Origin of the sequence: Candidatus Accumulibacter sp. ACC012 (genome assembly GCF_907163155.1) — a bacterium.
In the GTDB taxonomy this organism is placed as follows: Bacteria; Pseudomonadota; Gammaproteobacteria; order Burkholderiales; family Rhodocyclaceae; genus Accumulibacter; species Accumulibacter delftensis.
In genome coordinates, this window is the sequence record NZ_CAJQUC010000003.1 from 178,735 (window position 1) to 195,096 (window position 16,362).

Here is a 16,362-nt window from a genome sequence, read left to right on the forward strand (position 1 = left end):
TGCTCGCTGCCCGGCGAACGATTCCGGCGTGCAAGCAGGAATGCGCAGTGCAAGTGAGAGAGGGACGGTCATGACTTTCATCATCCCGGCTATCTCGACTGTCATGACCGTTAGCGCTTGAAGCGCTCTTCGGCAAGCGCGTCAGCCACTTCGCCGGTAGGCCGTGCTTCCTTGTCGGCACGTTCGAAAATCTCCAGCAGCGTGGCGTGGATACCTTCCAAATGACGCAGCAGGGCAGGGCGGTCGAAACCGATCCTTTCGTGATAAATGTCGATGATCCCGCCGGCATTGATCACGTAGTCCGGCGCGTAGAGGATGCCGCGGCGCATCAGCTCGCTGCCGTGGCGCACTTCGGCCAGTTGATTGTTGGCGGCGCCGGCGACGATGCTGGCGCGCAGCTGCGGGATCGTCTCGTCGTTGAGAATGGCGCCCATGGCGCAGGGGGCGAAGACGTCCACGTCGGCGGCGTAGATGGCTTCCGGGGCCAGCGCGCGGGCGCCCAGCTCCTCGCGCGCACGCACCAGGTTCTCTTCATGGATGTCGGCGACCCACAGTTGCGCGCCGGCGTCCGTGAGCTGGCGGGCGAGGTCGAAACCGACGTTGCCGACTCCCTGGATGGCGACCCGCAGGCCGTCGAGTGAATCACGGCCGAGCTTGCGCTTGACCGCTGCCCTGATGCCGAAAAAAGTGCCGTAGGCGGTGGCCGGCGAGGGGTCGCCGCTGCGCATGCCTTCGGCCTCGTGCGACGGCTTGTCGATGATGCCGGCGACGTGCGGCGTGCGTTCGGCGAGATATTTCATGTCGGCGACGTTGGTGCCCGAGTCCTCGGCGGCGACGTAGCGGCCGTTGAGCTGGTTGAGCGAGCGTGCAAAGGCGTCGAGCAGGGCCGGCGTCTTGTCGGTGCGCGGATTGCCGATGATCACCGACTTGCCGCCGCCGAGCTGGAGGCCGGCCAGGGCCGATTTGTAGGTCATGCCGCGCGACAGGCGCAGGACGTCGCGGACGGCATCGTCTTCGCTGGCGTAGTGCCACATGCGGCAGCCGCCGAGCGCCGGGCCGAGATTGGAGTTGTGCACCGCGATGATGGCTTTCAGGCCGCTGGCGTCGTCGCTGCAGAAAACCACTTGTTCGTGATCGGCAAAATCACGCAGGGAAAAAACGGACATGGCAAATTCCTTCGTTGTTGGTGAGGGATGGCGCAATCCCACCGCGGTCGCTCGTGGCGACGCGGGCGGTGGGGGGCCAGCTGCTGAAACGACTGTCGATCAGGCCGAGACTTTGCTCGCCGGGAAGTGCGGCATGCGCTGCACGCCCGGCAAGCTCTCGCCATTGAAGCGTGCGAGCAAACTCTTCTGCTGCGCACGGGCGTGCTCGATATAGCGTTCGCGGATGTGGCCGAAGCCACGCACCTGCTCGGGCAGGCTGGCCAGTTCGACGGCCAGTTCGTGCTTGCTGGTCGTCAGTCCGGCGAGCAGGGTTTCGATCAGTGCCTCGTAGTCGGCGATCAACTGACGATCGAGCTTGCGCTCGGCGCTGCGCGCAAAAATGTCGAAGCGGCCGCCGCGCAGGTGCTTGTAGCCGGCCAGGATACGCATCGCCTTGAGCATCCACGGGCCGTAAGTGCGCTTCCTGAGCTGCCCGGTGGCCGGGTCCTTGCTGGCCAGCAGCGGCGGTGCGAGGTGGAAAACCAGCTTGTAGTCGCCTTCGAACTGCGCCTCGACGCTCTTGAGGAAGGCGCTGTTGGTATATAGCCGCGCCACTTCGTACTCGTCCTTGTAGGCGAGCAGCTTGTAGTAGCCGCGGGCGACGGCTTCGCGGAGCAGCGAGATTCCCGGCGTCAGCGCTTCTTCGGCGGCGCGTACGCGCTTGAGCAGCGCCAGGTAACGCTCGGCGTAGGCGGCGTCCTGATATTCGGTGAGCTGCTCCTGGCGGCGGGCAATCAACTCGTCGACGCTGGTCGACAGGCGGTGGTGGTCGGGTATATATGCGGGTTGCGCGGCCTTGACCACCGCCGCCCTATCGACTGCCGCGACGCGGCCCCACTGGAAGGCCGTGCTGTTGGAAGCGACCGCCGCGGCGTTGATCTCGATGGCGCGCAGGATGGCCGCGCGTGACAAGGGCACCAGGCCTTTCTGCCAGGCGAAACCGAGCATGAACAGGTTGGTGGCGATGGCGTCGCCCATGATTGCCGTCGCCAGTTGCGAAGCTTCGAGAAAATCGGCGCTCTCGCTGCCGACGGCGTCGGCAATGCGCGCCTCCATGCCGTCCTGCGGGAACTGCGGGTCCGGGTGGGCGACGACGTCACCGCTGCGCGCCTGTGCCGCAAAGCCGCGCACGAAGTCGCTGGTCGTGCTCTGGTCACGGTTGATGACCACGCGGGTGTGGCCGGCGCGCATCTTGGCGATCGACTCGTCGCTGGCGGCAACGACCAGGTCGCAGGCGATGACCGCGTTGGCTTCGCCAGCGGCGACCCGCGCCGCGTAGAGTTGCTCCTGGCGGTCGGCGATGCGCACATGCGACCATACTGCGCCGCCTTTCTGCGCCAGTCCGGCCATGTCGAGGACCAGCACGCCCTTGCTTTCGAGGTGCGCGGCCATGCCCAGCAGGGCGCCGATGGTCACCACGCCGGTGCCGCCGACGCCGGTGATGAGCATGCTCCACGGCTTCGCCGTGGCGGGCAATGCCGGCTCGGGCAGTTGCGCGAAGAGGGCTTCGCTCGGCGTCGCTGCCTGGCCTTTTTTCAGTGCGCCGCCTTCGACGGTCACGAAACTCGGGCAAAAGCCCTTGATGCAGGAGAAATCCTTGTTGCAGGCCGATTGATCGATGGCTCGCTTGCGGCCGAACTCGGTTTCGACGGCGACCACCGACATGCAGTTGGATTTTTCGGAGCAGTCGCCGCAGCCTTCGCAGACCAGATCGTTGATCAGCACCCGCTTCGCCGGATCGGGAAACTTGCCGCGCTTGCGACGGCGGCGCTTCTCGGCGGCACAGGTCTGGTCGTAGATGATTGCCATCGTGCCCGGCACGCTGCGCAGTTCGCGCTGCACCGTGTCCAGCTCGTCGCGATGGCGAACCGGCGTACCCGACGGCAGCGCCAAGGCACCGCTGTACTTCTGCGGCTCGTCGGTAACCACGACGATGCTCCTGATGCCCTCGGCAGCGATCTGGCGGGCGATGATCGGCACGCTCAGCGGGCCGTCGTGCGGCTGCCCGCCGGTCATGGCGACGGCGTCGTTATAGAGAATCTTGTAGGTGATGTTCACCCCGGCGGCGATTGACTGGCGGATGGCGAGCAGGCCGGAGTGGAAATAGGTGCCGTCGCCGAGGTTGGCAAAGACGTGCTGCGTGCTGGTGAACGGTGACTGACCGACCCAGGCGACGCCTTCACCGCCCATCTGGCAGAAGGTCTGCGTCGATTCCGGCGACAGCCAGGTGGCCATGTAGTGGCAACCGATGCCGGCCAGCGCGCGCGAGCCTTGCGGAACTTTGGTCGAGGTGTTGTGCGGACAGCCCGAGCAGTAGTGCGGAATGCGGGAAATGGCGCGGTTCGGCTTGGCCAGCGCGGCTTCTTTTTCTTCCAGGAAGGCCAGGCGCGCGGCGACGCGCTCGGAGGTGTAGTAGATGGCGATGCGCGCGGCGATGACGCGGGCGATCATCGCCGGCGTCAGCTCGCCGGCCGCGGGGAGCAGCCATTCCGAGTGCGGTAGCGACCATTCCCCTTTCTCGTCGAACTTGCCGATGACACGTGGTCGCGCGGATTCGCTCCAGTTGTAGAGTTCTTCCTTGATCTGGTATTCGAGGAACTGGCGCTTCTCCTCGATGACCAGGATCTCTTCCAGCCCTTCGGCGAAGTGGCGAATCCCTTCGGCCTCCAGCGGCCAGACCATGCTCACCTTGTACAGGCGCAGGCCGATTTTTGCCGCTACGGCGTCGTCGATGCCGAGGTCTTCGAGGGCCTGGCGCACATCGAGATAGCTCTTGCCGCTGGTGACGATGCCCAGGCGCGCGTTCGGGCTGTCGATGATCACCTTGTTCAGCTGGTTGGCACGGCAATAGGCCAGCGCGGCGTAGAGCTTGTGGTGCAGCAGGCGCTTTTCCTGTACCAGCGGCGGATCGGGCCAGCGCAGGTTGAGTCCGCCGGCGGGCAGCTTGAAGTCGGCGGGAATGACGGTTTCGACGGCGAAGGGGTCGACATTCACCGCGGCCGAGGTCTCGACGGTGTCGGCGAGCGCCTTGAAGGCTACCCAGCAGCCCGAGTAGCGAGACAGCGCGAATCCGTGGATGCCCAGGTCCAGGTATTCCTGGATGTCGGCGGGTGCCAGCACCGGCATCATCAGCGCCTTGAAGACGTGCTCGGTCTGGTGCGGCAGCGTCGAGGACTTGGCCGCGTGGTCGTCGCCGGCAATCGCCAGCACGCCGCCGTATCTCGAGCTGCCCGCGGCGTTGGCGTGACGAAAGACGTCGCCGCTGCGATCGACGCCCGGCCCCTTGCCATACCACATGGCGAAAACGCCGTCGCAAGTCGCGTTCTGGTCCAGCGTGACCTGCTGCGTGCCCCACACCGCGGTCGCTGCCAGGTCTTCGTTGAGCCCGGCCTGGAAGTGGATATGCAGGGGTTCGAGAAATTTCTTCGCGCGCCAGAACTCGTGGTCGACGTTGCCCAGCGGCGAGCCGCGGTAGCCACTGACAAAGCCGGCGGTGTTCAGCCCGGCGCGTTCGTCGCGCGCACGTTGCAGCATCGGCAGACGCACCAGCGCTTGTGTTCCGTTGAGGTAGACGCGGCCGCTGGCCAACTGATACTTGTCATCAAGTGCGACGCTGCGCAGTGCGCTGTGTTCGCTGTGTTCGCTATCGTCAGCGTTCTTCGGCGATGCATCCATGTGGCTGTCTCCTCGATGGACGGGTCATTCTGATTTTGAGAGATGATAGGAAATCGTTGTGCTATTGTAAAATCACAAAAACGCACGCGAGATATCAGAAAATCAGATGACAAGCGACGTCACCCTGCGCCAGTTACGCTATTTCGCGGCCGCTGCCGAGAGCGGTCAGTTCTCGATGGCGGCCGCGAGCCTGTTCGTTTCGCAGTCGGCGATCACCAACGCCGTCCTCCTCCTTGAAGACCGGCTGGGGGTCAGATTGTTCGATCGCAAGCCGCACGGCGTCGCGCTCACTGCCGAGGGGCACAGCTTCTATCAGCACGCGCGGCACATTCTCGACTCGCTGCAGGACGCTCTGCGCGAACCGCGCTTTCGCATCAACGATCTGCACGGCGCGATCCGCATCGCCGCCACCTATTCCGTACTCGGCTATTTCCTGCCGCCGCTGTTCGCCCGTTTTCGCGCCAACTACCCGGACATCGATTTCGACCTGCACGACATCGGCCGGCGCAAGGTCGAAGCGGCGGTGCTCTCCGGCGACCTGGAACTGGGAGTGGTGATCCTCTCCAACGTCGAGGATCGTGAGCGTTTCGGCCACCACGTCCTGATGCGTTCACGACGTCAGCTGTGGGCCGCCGCCGGTCACCCGGTGCTGGAAGAGCCTTATCCCGCGCTGGCCGACGTCGCCCGCCAGCCCTACATCCTGCTCACCGTCGACGAGGGCGAGGAATCGAATCGCCGCTACTGGACCGACAACGGCCTCAGCCCGAACATCGCTTTCCGCACCAACGGCATGGAGGCCCTGCGCGGCCTGGTGGCGCACGGTTTCGGGGTGACCATCCTCAGCGACATGGTCTATCGCCCGTGGTCGCTAGAAGGCAAGAAAATCGAAGCGCGCCCGATTCTCGATGCCATCCCGCATCTGGAGGTCGGCTTGATCTGGGCGAAAGATGCGGCGCTCGCCGAGCCGGCCGAAGCACTGCGGCAGTTTCTGATCCAGGCCTGCGGAAACTGATTCGAACGGCTCACCGACCGTCAGCCGGCTCGCAGGGCTGATTCGATCAGGGTACTGGCCAGCCGCAACTCTGTCGGGCGCGAAATTCGATGAGATTGGCTTGGAGGCGGTCGCAGAGAGCCATCAGTTCGTCGACTTTGGCGACGATGCGATGCTGTTCGGCGACGAGAGGGAGTCCGAAGCGGAACGCGAACAGCTTGTCGGATTGAAGCTTGCATGTTCCGTGCGTGGCGCGTTGTACCAGAGCAAGAATGCAAGAATGCAAGAATGCGCGTCTGGACGCCATTCGGTGCCCCGGCGATGAGGCCGAGGTGCTCGAGCAGCTGGGCGCTCATGTGGAAGCGTCTTCCAGCAGCGCGATCTGGCCGAAATGCGCCGCCTTGTCGTAGTAGCGCCGGTCGGCGGTAACGAAGGTGGCGTCCGTCTCCAGGGCAGTGGCGTGGTAAAGGGTGTCGAACAGGTGGTGGTTGAGAGTCTGCGCAAGGTCGATGGCGCGGCGGTATACGGTAGTGGTGTCGATGAATTCGATGCCTTCGAGGAGGCTGAGGTCGTCGAGGCTGTCGGCAGCGAGTGTCGGCGCGCGGCGGACCATTACGCCGGCAATCTCGGCTTTCCAGTGCGCGGGCTGCGCAAACGACACGTCTCCCGCTTTCAGCTGGAGGAGGAAATCAAGCGCTTCGAGCGTGTCGGTTTCGTCGCCGGCGTCGGGCAGAAACCACTTGACCGCGACGCTGGCGTCGATGACCAGACGCTTCATCGCCGCGGAATTCCGTGTGTGGCGTCGGGTTCGCCGCGATTTTCATCACGCAACTGGAGAATTTCCGCTGTCGAGGTCGGCACGGCCGTCAGCCTGCGCAGCAGGATGCGCTTGATCGCTTGATCGCTCTGCTGCTTGCGTTCTTCCCTGGCGATGGCTTCATCGAGCAGTTGGGCGACGATGGAGCTCTTGTTCCTGTCGGCGAACATCCGGTTGAAGCGCTCCTTGATGTCGTCGGGGATGCTGAAGTTCATGGTGGCCATGACGCCCTCCGGTTGTTGATATCTTCAACAATCAGGGTAGCGCTTGCCGAAGCGGACGGCAAGCGGGGCGCGCATTTTAGTCACCACGCGCGCGGCTTTGATCACCAGTAGAGCTACGGTCTTGGGCAAGTCCTGATTCATCGTTTGCACTTTCCAGTCGAGCTCGCCGTTGTGTTCATGAATCCGATTGACACGACGATTGGCGCGCACCTAGGATGGACCAAATTCACGATCAGGCGCGGTATCCTCAGCTATGACAAATCCTGGACAACTGCAGCACTTCATCAATGGTCATCGGGTCCCTGGCGGTGATTCGCGCTGGGGCGAGATCTTCAATCCGGCCAGCGGACAAGTCACGGCGCGGGTGCCGCTGGCCAGCGCAGAGATCACCGGCAAAGGAGTCGCTGCGGCCGCCGCCGCCCTCGCTGAGTGGTCGGATACACCGCCGCTGCGGCGTGCGCGCGTGCTCTTCAAGTTTCGTCAGCTGCTCGAGCAGCACCTCGACGAGCTGGCGGCGATCGTCACTGGCGAGCACGGCAAGGTGCTCGACGATGCCCGGGGCGAGATTATTCGCGGCATGGAGGTCGTCGAGTTTGCCTGCGGCATCCCGCAGCTGTTGAAGGGTGAATACTCCGACCAGATCGGGAGCGGTGTCGACAGCTGGTCGCTACGCCAGCCGGTCGGTGTCTGCGCCGGCATCACGCCCTTCAACTTTCCGGTGATGGTGCCGATGTGGATGTTTCCTGTGGCGCTGGCCTGTGGCAATACCTTCATTCTCAAGCCTTCCGAACGTGATCCGTCGGCCAGCCTGTTCATTGCCGATCTGTTGGCGCAGGCCGGGCTGCCACAGGGCGTGTTCAACGTCGTGCATGGCGACAAGGAGGCGGTCGATGCCCTGCTCACCGATGCACGTGTTGCGGCGGTCAGTTTTGTCGGCTCGACACCGATTGCCGAGTACATCTATGCGACGGGAACGGCCAACGGCAAGCGGGTACAGGCGCTCGGCGGCGCCAAGAACCATATGGTGGTGATGCCCGACGCTGATCTCGAGCAGGCGGTCGATGCGCTGATCGGCGCCGCCTATGGTTCGGCTGGCGAGCGCTGCATGGCGATCTCGGTGCTGGTAGCGGTCGGCGCGGTCGGCGAGCAGCTGGTGCCGGCGCTGGCCAGGCGCGTGCATGCGTTGAAGGTCGGTCCGGGCACCGATCCGGGCGTGGAAATGGGGCCTCTGGTGACCCGGCAGCATCTCGACAAGGTGCGTGCCTACGTCGATCTGGGAGTTGCCGAGGGGGCAGTGCTGCTGGTTGATGGGCGCGACCTGCGGCTTGCCGCTCACGACGAGGGATTCTTTTTGGGCGGCTGCCTGTTCGACCGCGTCTCCCCCACCATGCGCATCTATCGCGAGGAGATCTTCGGGCCGGTGCTGTGCGTCGTGCATGTCGCCGATTTCGAGGCCGCCGTCGCGCTCATCAATGCCCACGAATATGGCAACGGCGTGGCGGTGTTCACGCGTAGCGGCAATGTCGCCCGCGAGTTCGTGCGTCGCATCGAGGTCGGCATGGTCGGTGTCAATGTGCCGATTCCGGTACCGATGGCTTTCCATAGTTTCGGCGGCTGGAAGCGTTCCCTGTTCGGCGACCATGCGCTCCATGGCCCGGACGGGGTACATTTCTATACCCGCCTGAAGACGGCGACTGGTCGCTGGCCGCAGGACATGGCGAGTGGCGCCAGTTTTGTGATGCCGACGCATTGACTGCTGCCGCCGCTCGGTCGCACAGACCGGCCGGGAAGGCCGCGATGCTGCTGCGCAGTTGCCGCAAGAAACGACCGGGGAGATGCGTGAATCTCGAACGCGACTTGCCAGCGATTGACCAGGGCGCCACTTTCGGCAAACCCGCCGGGTGTGGACTCTGCGGGCGCCGTCGCTGGCGGTGGTCCGCATCGGCAACGCCGCTGGGCGGGCCACCATGAAAGAGTTCGCCTGCCAATACGCCTTTCTGCGCTTTCGTCCCTTTTCTGAAACGGGCGAATTTGCCAACGTGGGCGTCGTTCTGATGGCCGCCGAGGCCGGCTTTTTCGACTTTCGCCTGCTCAAACGTTACGGTCGAATCACACAGTTTTTCTATCCCTTCGACCGCGAGGTGTACCTCAACGGGCGCGAGTTGTTCAAGGAGGAACTGCAGCGTTTTGCCGGCCAACTGCGCTCTGACGCGCTCGATGGCGGCAGGCGAGCGCCGAATCTGCTTTTGGCGAGCAAGCGCTTCGCCGAACTGGTCCGCCCGCGCGACGCCATGTTCCACTTCGACCAGCAGCGGCTCATTCTCGCCGCTGACCCTGAGGCCAAGCTCGACGCTCTCTACGACCACTACTGCGAGCGCAATTTCATGAGCAGGGAGTTTTGACCCCTGTCGGTAGTGACCGGTTTTCGTTCGAGCGGCCGCAGCGCATGCGGTACTCGGCTGGTTCTGGCGGTGGCAGCGTCGGCGTTTCTCTGCTAACGTAAGCAGCTTGTGTATTTCCATGCCGATTGAGGAGAGATGTGCTGATGAGACCGAAGCGTTTTCGGATAGTAGTGATCGCTGCTGCGCTCCTGCTGCTTCCTTTTTACAGTGGCGCGCAGCAGGTCAGCCCTGCTGAGGGCCAGGCCAGCGCGACTGCTGCCACTTCCGTAAGCCCTGCCGCTCCCGCAGCGCAGGCGGTTATTGAACCCGAAGCCATTGCTGCGCTCAAGCGCAGCAGCGAATTCCTGCATACACTGAAGTCATTCAACATTCGGGTCGATGCCAGCACCGACGAGGTCCTCGATAGCGGCCAGAAAGTGCAGTTCGGCACGTTCGCCAATATCTCGGTGGTCAGGCCCAACCGCTTGCGGGCGGACGTGATCGACGATGAGAAGCAGCGCCAGTTCTACTACGATGGCAACACGCTGACGGTGTACGGCAAGCTGGTGAACTACTACGCCTCGGTGAGCGCGCCCAAGACCATCAAGGAGATGTTGTCCTTCGCGGAAACCAAGTATGGGCTGGAGTGGCCGTTGGCCGACGTGCTGGCACCGGAGTCCCTGGCGGAAAATGTCAAAGCGGCCTTCTTTGTGGGCCAGGGCCGCGTTGGGGGTGTCCTCTGCGACCATTATGCTTTCCGTCAGGACGAGGTCGACTGGCAGATCTGGATACAGGAAGGCAGCAAGCCCTTGCCGAGAAAGATCGTCATTACGAGCAAGAATGAGGAAGGGGCGCCGCAGTACGAGGCGGTGTTGAGCTGGAAACTGTCACCCAGGCTGGGCGATCGCGTGTTCCGTTTCGTTCCGCCCAAGGGCGCCAGCAAGATCGTCTTTCGCGAGCTGGAAGTCCAGCCGGGCAACGAGAAGTGAGGTGAGATGATGAGCCAAGTCCAATCGAAAAAACGCTTTTCCGGTCGCTTTTCGCGTGCCGTATTGATGTCGCTGCTGGCTGTGGGCGCGCATGATTTCTTTGCTGCTTCGGAGGCCTTTGCGCGCGGGGGCACACACACCAGCGTCAACCGCAGTGCCAATGTGAACCGCAATGCGAACGTCAATCACAACACCAATGTGAACCGCAATGCGAACGTCAATCACAACACCAATGTGAACCGCAATACGAACGTCAATCGCAACACCAACGTGAATGTCAACCGTAACGTGGACGTCGATGTGAATCACCGCGGTGGCTACCACCCGGTAGGGACGGCAGTGGCGGTTGGGGCTGCCGTAGCAGTGACCGCCGTGGTCGTCGGCTCGATAGTTAACACCCTGCCGCCGAGTTGCGTACCCTACGTCTATGCCGGCATGACTTACCAGCAATGCGGCGGGACCTATTACCAGCCGCAGTATGCAGGCAGTTCGGTGACCTACGTGGTGGTTAACCCGCCCTACTAAGGACGCCTCACAGCTGCCGGGCGAAACTGTTCTGGCGAAGTGCGCGGGAGAAAGCTCGGGAGGAAAGAAGCTACTCTCTACTCTCCGTGCGGAACCTACCAGGCTGCCCCCTGCCGATGCAGGGCTGCAGCCTGGTGCGCTTTCTGGCCCCTCTGCTCGGCCTGGGAAGTCCATAGCCGGGATTCGGGAGGCAGCGCGTCCGTCAGTTCATGTTTGTCAGGATTGCCAGGCCTCGCCTTAACGCCGCCCACCAAAACGGCCGCCGAAGCCGCCGCCAAAACGGCCACCGAAGCCACCGCCGCCAAAGCGGTCGCCGCCGCCCCAGCCACCGCCGCCAAAGCGATCGCCGTCAGCGAAGCCGCCAGCGCTATAGTGACTTTCAGCGTTGCTGCGCGCCTGCTGGTTAGTATCGGCCCAGGAGGTGTCGCCGCCTGCCGATTGCCAGCCGCCGGAAGCGTGTTGTTGCCAGCCGCTGTTGCGGTAGGCGCTGCCATCTGCGCCCGCGTAATGGTTGCCCATCAGGCCGTTCGAGGTGTAGCTCTTGGTCTGTCCGGTCTGGGCATCGTAGGCCGTAGTCGTGTGCTGCGCGCCAACGCCCTCAGGGCCCGCCGTGGCGGCGGCGGTTTTCGAGATCGAGCTGCCGCCCGGGCCGCTGGCCGAGGCGCTGGAGGCGTACGAGCGCTGCCCGGTTTCGGTGTTGTAGGTGCCGCCGCGTGCGACATTGCCGCTCGTGCCGCCGGCGGTGTTGACGGTTCGGTCGTAAGCGCGCTGTGCCTGGCCGGTGTTGGGGTTGTAACTGCGACCGGCGGCGTAGGCGCCGCTGCTTCCGGTGCGCGTGTTGTTGTAAGTGCCGCGGGCGGAGCTGCCGACCTTTCCATCATCATTGGCGTACCAGTTTCGCGACCCCGAATAGACGGTGTTTCCCCAATGACCATAGACGTCGGCGCTGGTCGAGCCACAGCAGGGATAGCCCCAGTAGCCGGGGTGGTACCAGGCGCCGCCCCAGTAGGGTGCCGCCCAGGCGGCAGTTGCCAGACCGAGGCCGTAGCCATAGGCAAAGCCCACATAGGGGTTGTAGATGGGGGCCGCGGCGAGGCCCCAGGTGTAGGGCGCCGCATACCAGACGGAGCCGATCCAGGGCGTGTAGTAGTAGCCGGTGCCATAGACGACAACGCCGTCGGAGCTGACCACGTTGCCCAGGTAGCCGGGCGTATAGCCGACGTAGACGACCTCCTTGCTGGCACCATAGACGTGCACGTAGGTCACGTAGTGCAGCGGCGAGTTGGTCGGAATGTCATAGATCACCGGTGGAACGCTGCTGGCGACGAACCACGGGCCGGTGAGGCTGCTGGCCGTAAACCAGACGCCTGCCTGGACAGCGAAATAGCTGCTTGGCGTCACCTGGATGATCGGTACTTCGGCGTTGCTGACGTAGCGCAAGGGCGTGGCGTCGATGGCCTGGAACTGCGGTGCGCCATCAAACACCGGCGTGAATTTTGGCCCATTGCTCAGCGGCACGTTGGCGGTGTGCGGAATCGAGTTGGCAATCAGAGTTTCCTGCGCCTGTGGTGTGCCGGCCACCGAGGCGAGAACGACGCCAGCCGGTGCGCTCCCGGGGATGCGGCTGAAGTCGGCGGGCAAGGCATTCGCGGCCGTGTAGGTCCACGGGCCGGACAAGGCCGAGGCGCGGTACCAGCGTCCTGAGAGGAGAGTGTAGTAATCGTTGTTGGCGGTATTCACCAGCACGTCGGCAGTCGTGTTTTCTGCCCACAGCAAGCCGGTGCCGGTGATCGGCACGAAGTTGGGCGGCCCCTTGAAGACGATCAACTCAGCGGGTACCTGTCTGACGTAGAGCGTTGGTACGCCGTTCTGCAGTGTTGGTTTCGGCTCGGCTTGCGGCCCCCCGTCAAGCAGATCGACGTGGCCTTCCTTGGCCAGTTTCTGCGCCAGTTCGTTGAGTTCGTTGAGTTCCTTGACTCCGGGTGGTTCGCCACTGGCCAGGGTCCACGGGCCTTCGAGCGCGTCTGCCGACAGCCAGCCGTCGAAGACATGCAGGTACCAGCGGCTCGCGCCGCGGCTGCGAACGATCAGCGCCTGGGTGTTGATCACGCGCTCGAAGTGCGTATCGGCAAGGGGCCGTATCGCCGGCGAGCCATCGATCGGCACCAGGATGGCCGGCGAATTGCTGACGATGACCTGTGGTGGTTGATTGTTGACCTGCGCCGGCCGCGCTTTCACGGTGCCGGAGGCCGCCAGTTCGCCGGCGAGCAGTGGCAGCGACATGCTGGCCATGACCGTCGGCAGTTGCGTACGCAACTGGCGCAGGACATCGAGTCCGTGATCTGGGAGCGTCGGAAAGCTGGCCCGGCTCAGGCTGAGGTCTTCCAGTGCGACACTTTGTGTGAGGCGATCGACGCCAGTGCGTGCGCTGCCCCAGATCACCCCGAAAGCTGGTTCGCTGGCCGCTGTTTTCTTCACCGCGACGGCGGCACGGAAGTTGAGCGTGTTGCCTTGCCAGCTGTCGACCTGCGGCAGGTAGACCAGCGCCGTGGCTCCGGCAATTTCGGCCTGGCGTGGCCAGCCATCGCTGCCTGTTGGCGGCGCCGCTGGCGGCTGCGCGGCAGCACCCGGAACTGGCGGAACGGGCAAATTGCCCCACGAATCGGCGCTTCTTAGCGCACCGTCGAAGGCGGACTCCGGGTTCAGGGGAAGCGCATTACTCATCCCGGGGTCATCCGGAAAAGGCATCGACTGCTGGTTGGCACAGCCGATCGGGCCGGCCATGATAACGCCGATCAGGCACGCGAGATGACGGGGTTTCGGTAGTTTGATGGTCATGGCGTTCCTCTGCGGGGGCCGTAGATCAGGAGTTGGAATTGTGGCGGCGTAGTATGGATTGGCATGCTGGCGGGGTCAATTCGGGGTTCGCGTGCGCAGGGTTTGCGGAGCGCCTCGCGAAGGCGTGGCGTGCGTCGGCTCGGTGCTCGGGAATCCAGGCTCAGAGCAGTGGGCTGAGTACCTGCACTGCATTTTCCAGGCGGCGGCGCCAGTCTGGCCGGCCGCGCCAGCGCGCCAGCTGCAGTGCTTGCGATTTGCTCTCGTACTGGCTTTGCATGGCGCGTGCCGTGGCCGCGAATGCAGGGTCGTAGGTGAGCATCGAGACTTCGAAGTTCAACTCGAAGCTGCGCAGGTCGAGGTTGACCGTTCCGAAGATGGTGATCTCTTCATCGACGACCATGCTCTTGGTGTGCAGCAGGCCGGCACGGAAACGGAGAATGGTGATGCCTACTTCCAGCAGGTCCTCGACGTAGGCGTTGCTGGCGTAGCGGACCAGCGTCGAGTCGATTTTTTCGGGCACGATGAGGATCACCCGTACGCCGCGTATGGCGGCCGAGCGCAGCGCCGTGAGCAGCGTTTCGCTGGGAATGAAATAGGGCGTCGTCAGGACGATTTCGCGCCTGGCGGCATAGAGTGCGGCGACCAGCAGTTGCTCAATGTGCTGCGTGGACGACTGTGGTCCGGAGGGGAATATCTGCACGTGGCTGTCACCGGCAGGGGCCAGTTCAGGGGGGGGCGGCGGCGCGAAGGGGGTTCCGGTCTGCAGGGCGGTGAGCGAGAGTGAAACCGATTCCAGTATCCACGCCGCCGGTCCTTCTATGCGCACCATCGCGTCAACCCACTCGCCGACGCCGGCGTCCTGTTTGAAGAAGCGGGGGTCGGCGATGTTCATGCTGCCGGTGTAGGCGATGCGGCGGTCGATGACCGCGATTTTGCGGTGGTCGCGGAGGTCGAAGCGGACAAACAAGGCGCGTAGCGGATTGACCGGCAGGATTTCAACGATGTTCACGCCCGCGTCACGGAGTCGGCCAAGTGCTTCACTCTTGAAAAAAGAGCGGCTGCCGAGTGAGTCCATCAGCGTCGAGCAGGGGACGCCGCGTTGCGCCGCGCGGACCAGCGCGGCGACCAGATCGTCCACAAAGCCGCCCGAGCTCCAGATATAGAACTCCAGATGGACCGAGCCGCGGGCAGCATCAATGTCGGCGATCAGCGCGCGCATGATTGAGCTGCTGTCGGTCAGCAGTTGCAGGCGATGGCCTCCCATCAGAGGCAGTCCGGCCGAGCCGGTGGCAAGCCTGCTGACGCTCTCCGCACCGGTACTCAGCACGCCGGGGTCGACCAGGGTCGACGCCGGGATGTCCTGCGCCCAGAGCAGCAACTGCGGTTGCATGGCGATCGCCCGATCCATCCAGGTCTTGCCGAGACGGCGTTCGCCGATCAGGAGATACATCAGGACGCCGACAGCGGGAAGCGTAATCACCAGCAGCAGCCATGCCAGTGCCGTCCCATGCGCAGGTCCGCCGGGAAAAGATGCGCAGTGAAACCGCTATCACGGCGATCAAGTGCAGGACAGTGAGAAGATCGAAGACCATGCGGCGGAGTATGAGACGCTCGCCCCTGTGCGGTCAACAAGCCGTCTCCGCGCGACGCCCGATACGGCGCTGCGTCCCTGCTGCCGCCAGAAGGTGATCGATCATCTGTGCTAATCTGCCGGCGTTTGTCGGGTCGTGCTGTGCAGTTCCTGTCGTCAGCCAAGTCGAGGCAGGAGTTGCACAAGATCCGCCAGGCCGTGAGTTGGGCCATCAACAAAGGAGAGAGGCACCATGAGAACTGCTGATCGCTATCGATTGTGCGTGGCGCCGGCTGTCCTGCTCGCCTGCCTGCTGGCGGCTGCCAGTGCGGTCGCGCAGGGCAACGCTGTCGTTCCGGATCCGGTCTTGTCGCCGGGCGCCATCGCGCCCGACCCGGCACTCTCTCCGGAACAGATGAACCCGCCACCGGTGCCGTCGGTCGACGCGGTCCGACCAGACGCGGCACTGTCGCCGGAGCAGGATCAGGGCGGGACGGTGCTTTCTCCGGATGCGGTCGCTCCCGACGCCGCACTGTCGCCGGAAGAGACCACGGAGGAACCCGCCCTGTCACCCGACTGACAGCAAATAACAGCAAGGACCTGACGTACAATACCGCCTGCCATGCAGGTCAATAACCCCAAGGAGGTGTCTAGATGTTCCAGAAAGTTTCGTCCTACGTTTCGACCCTGGTGCTGGTTCTGGCACTCGCCGCTTGCGCCACACCCGGAGCACAGCCGGGTCAAATGGAAATACGCGCGGGCGTCGTCGAACAGATCATTAATACCGAGTTGTCCAGCGATCACCATTCGGGTATTGGTGCTGTCGTCGGTGGCCTTGCCGGTATCGGCGTCGGCAGTCTGATTGGTGCCGGCACCGGTCGCGACGTGGCGATGGTCCTGGGTGCCGTGGGTGGTGCCGTCGCCGGTCACGAGATCCAGAAGAAGTACGACAAGCCGATTCCGGGACAGCAGGTGATCGTTCGCGTTGGCAGTGGTGTACTGGTGTCGGTGACGCAGCCCGTCAACCCCGCCATCGCCAAGGGGCAGCGCGTCTTCATCGAAGGCAGCGGCGAGGACGCACGCGTCGTTCCGCGTTGAGCGTGAATTGACCGTCGGGTGTCGGCCTGGCACGCCGGTCGACACCCCT

The 16,362-nt window shown here is 63.8% G+C and carries 14 protein-coding genes; 7 read left to right on the top strand and 7 right to left on the bottom strand.

Translation table 11 applies throughout. The annotated features are described in order from the left end of the window. Nucleotides 1-110 precede the first annotated feature (110 nt). Both QZ648_RS04225 and QZ648_RS04230 read right to left on the bottom strand, forming a co-directional pair. Nucleotides 111-1,166: a Glu/Leu/Phe/Val dehydrogenase gene (locus QZ648_RS04225; protein WP_291996201.1), complete on the bottom strand. Its 1,056-nt coding sequence runs from the start codon at nt 1,164-1,166 to the stop codon at nt 111-113. A gap of 99 nt (nt 1,167-1,265) precedes the next feature. Then, nucleotides 1,266-4,880, bottom strand: coding sequence for an indolepyruvate ferredoxin oxidoreductase family protein (locus QZ648_RS04230; RefSeq protein WP_291996202.1), 3,615 nt, complete (start codon nt 4,878-4,880; stop codon nt 1,266-1,268). A gap of 106 nt (nt 4,881-4,986) precedes the next feature. Between QZ648_RS04230 and QZ648_RS04235 the strand changes: the two genes are divergently transcribed. Then, a complete protein-coding gene (locus tag QZ648_RS04235; protein ID WP_169066485.1) occupies nt 4,987-5,892 on the top strand; it encodes a LysR substrate-binding domain-containing protein in 906 nt (301 codons plus the stop codon). A gap of 331 nt (nt 5,893-6,223) precedes the next feature. Here the strand turns inward: QZ648_RS04235 and QZ648_RS04240 are convergent, their stop codons facing one another. Genes QZ648_RS04240 through QZ648_RS04250 form a run of 3 tightly spaced genes read right to left on the bottom strand, consistent with a single transcriptional unit; the run spans nt 6,224 to nt 7,122 of the window. Then, nucleotides 6,224-6,649, bottom strand: coding sequence for a type II toxin-antitoxin system VapC family toxin (locus tag QZ648_RS04240; RefSeq protein WP_169066486.1), 426 nt, complete (start codon nt 6,647-6,649; stop codon nt 6,224-6,226). Further along, nucleotides 6,646-6,912, bottom strand: coding sequence for a hypothetical protein (locus tag QZ648_RS04245; RefSeq protein ID WP_169066487.1), 267 nt, complete (start codon nt 6,910-6,912; stop codon nt 6,646-6,648). The genes QZ648_RS04240 and QZ648_RS04245 overlap by 4 nt, the downstream gene beginning before the upstream one ends. 24 nt (nt 6,913-6,936) lie before the next feature. Continuing rightward, entirely contained in the window at nt 6,937-7,122 is a 186-nt protein-coding gene (locus QZ648_RS04250) for a hypothetical protein (RefSeq protein WP_291996203.1), read from the bottom strand. 43 nt (nt 7,123-7,165) lie between these two features. Between QZ648_RS04250 and QZ648_RS04255 the strand changes: the two genes are divergently transcribed. The 4 genes from QZ648_RS04255 (at nt 7,166) to QZ648_RS04270 (ending at nt 10,807) form a co-directional block, all read left to right on the top strand. Further along, the gene (locus tag QZ648_RS04255; protein ID WP_169066489.1) at nt 7,166-8,665 is read left to right on the top strand and encodes a CoA-acylating methylmalonate-semialdehyde dehydrogenase; all 1,500 of its coding nucleotides are present in this window, start codon (nt 7,166-7,168) and stop codon (nt 8,663-8,665) included. Between the two features lie 148 nt (nt 8,666-8,813). Then, a complete protein-coding gene (locus tag QZ648_RS04260) occupies nt 8,814-9,314 on the top strand; it encodes a DUF3037 domain-containing protein (protein ID WP_169066490.1) in 501 nt (166 codons plus the stop codon). A 143-nt stretch (nt 9,315-9,457) separates the two neighbouring features. Further along, nucleotides 9,458-10,282 (top strand): DUF2092 domain-containing protein, encoded by an 825-nt coding sequence (locus tag QZ648_RS04265; protein WP_291996204.1) that lies wholly within the window; start codon nt 9,458-9,460, stop codon nt 10,280-10,282. Nucleotides 10,283-10,288: 6 nt separating this feature from the next. Then, nucleotides 10,289-10,807 carry a hypothetical protein gene (locus QZ648_RS04270; protein WP_291996205.1) on the top strand — a complete coding sequence of 173 codons (519 nt, stop codon included), beginning with the start codon at nt 10,289-10,291 and terminating at the stop codon, nt 10,805-10,807. Nucleotides 10,808-11,044: 237 nt separating this feature from the next. Here QZ648_RS04270 and QZ648_RS04275 read toward each other — a convergent pair whose 3' ends face one another. Together QZ648_RS04275 and cls are read right to left on the bottom strand one after the other, a co-directional pair. Continuing rightward, entirely contained in the window at nt 11,045-13,645 is a 2,601-nt protein-coding gene (locus tag QZ648_RS04275; RefSeq protein ID WP_291996206.1) for a hypothetical protein, read from the bottom strand. A gap of 160 nt (nt 13,646-13,805) precedes the next feature. Further along, nucleotides 13,806-15,143 carry a cardiolipin synthase gene (cls, locus tag QZ648_RS04280; protein ID WP_291996539.1) on the bottom strand — a complete coding sequence of 446 codons (1,338 nt, stop codon included), beginning with the start codon at nt 15,141-15,143 and terminating at the stop codon, nt 13,806-13,808. Between the two features lie 325 nt (nt 15,144-15,468). On the opposite strand from cls, the gene QZ648_RS04285 reads away from it, so the two are divergent. Next, entirely contained in the window at nt 15,469-15,795 is a 327-nt protein-coding gene (locus tag QZ648_RS04285) for a hypothetical protein (RefSeq protein ID WP_169066496.1), read from the top strand. A 74-nt stretch (nt 15,796-15,869) separates the two neighbouring features. Beyond that, nucleotides 15,870-16,313: a glycine zipper 2TM domain-containing protein gene (locus QZ648_RS04290; RefSeq protein WP_291996207.1), complete on the top strand. Its 444-nt coding sequence runs from the start codon at nt 15,870-15,872 to the stop codon at nt 16,311-16,313. Nucleotides 16,314-16,362 lie beyond the last annotated feature (49 nt).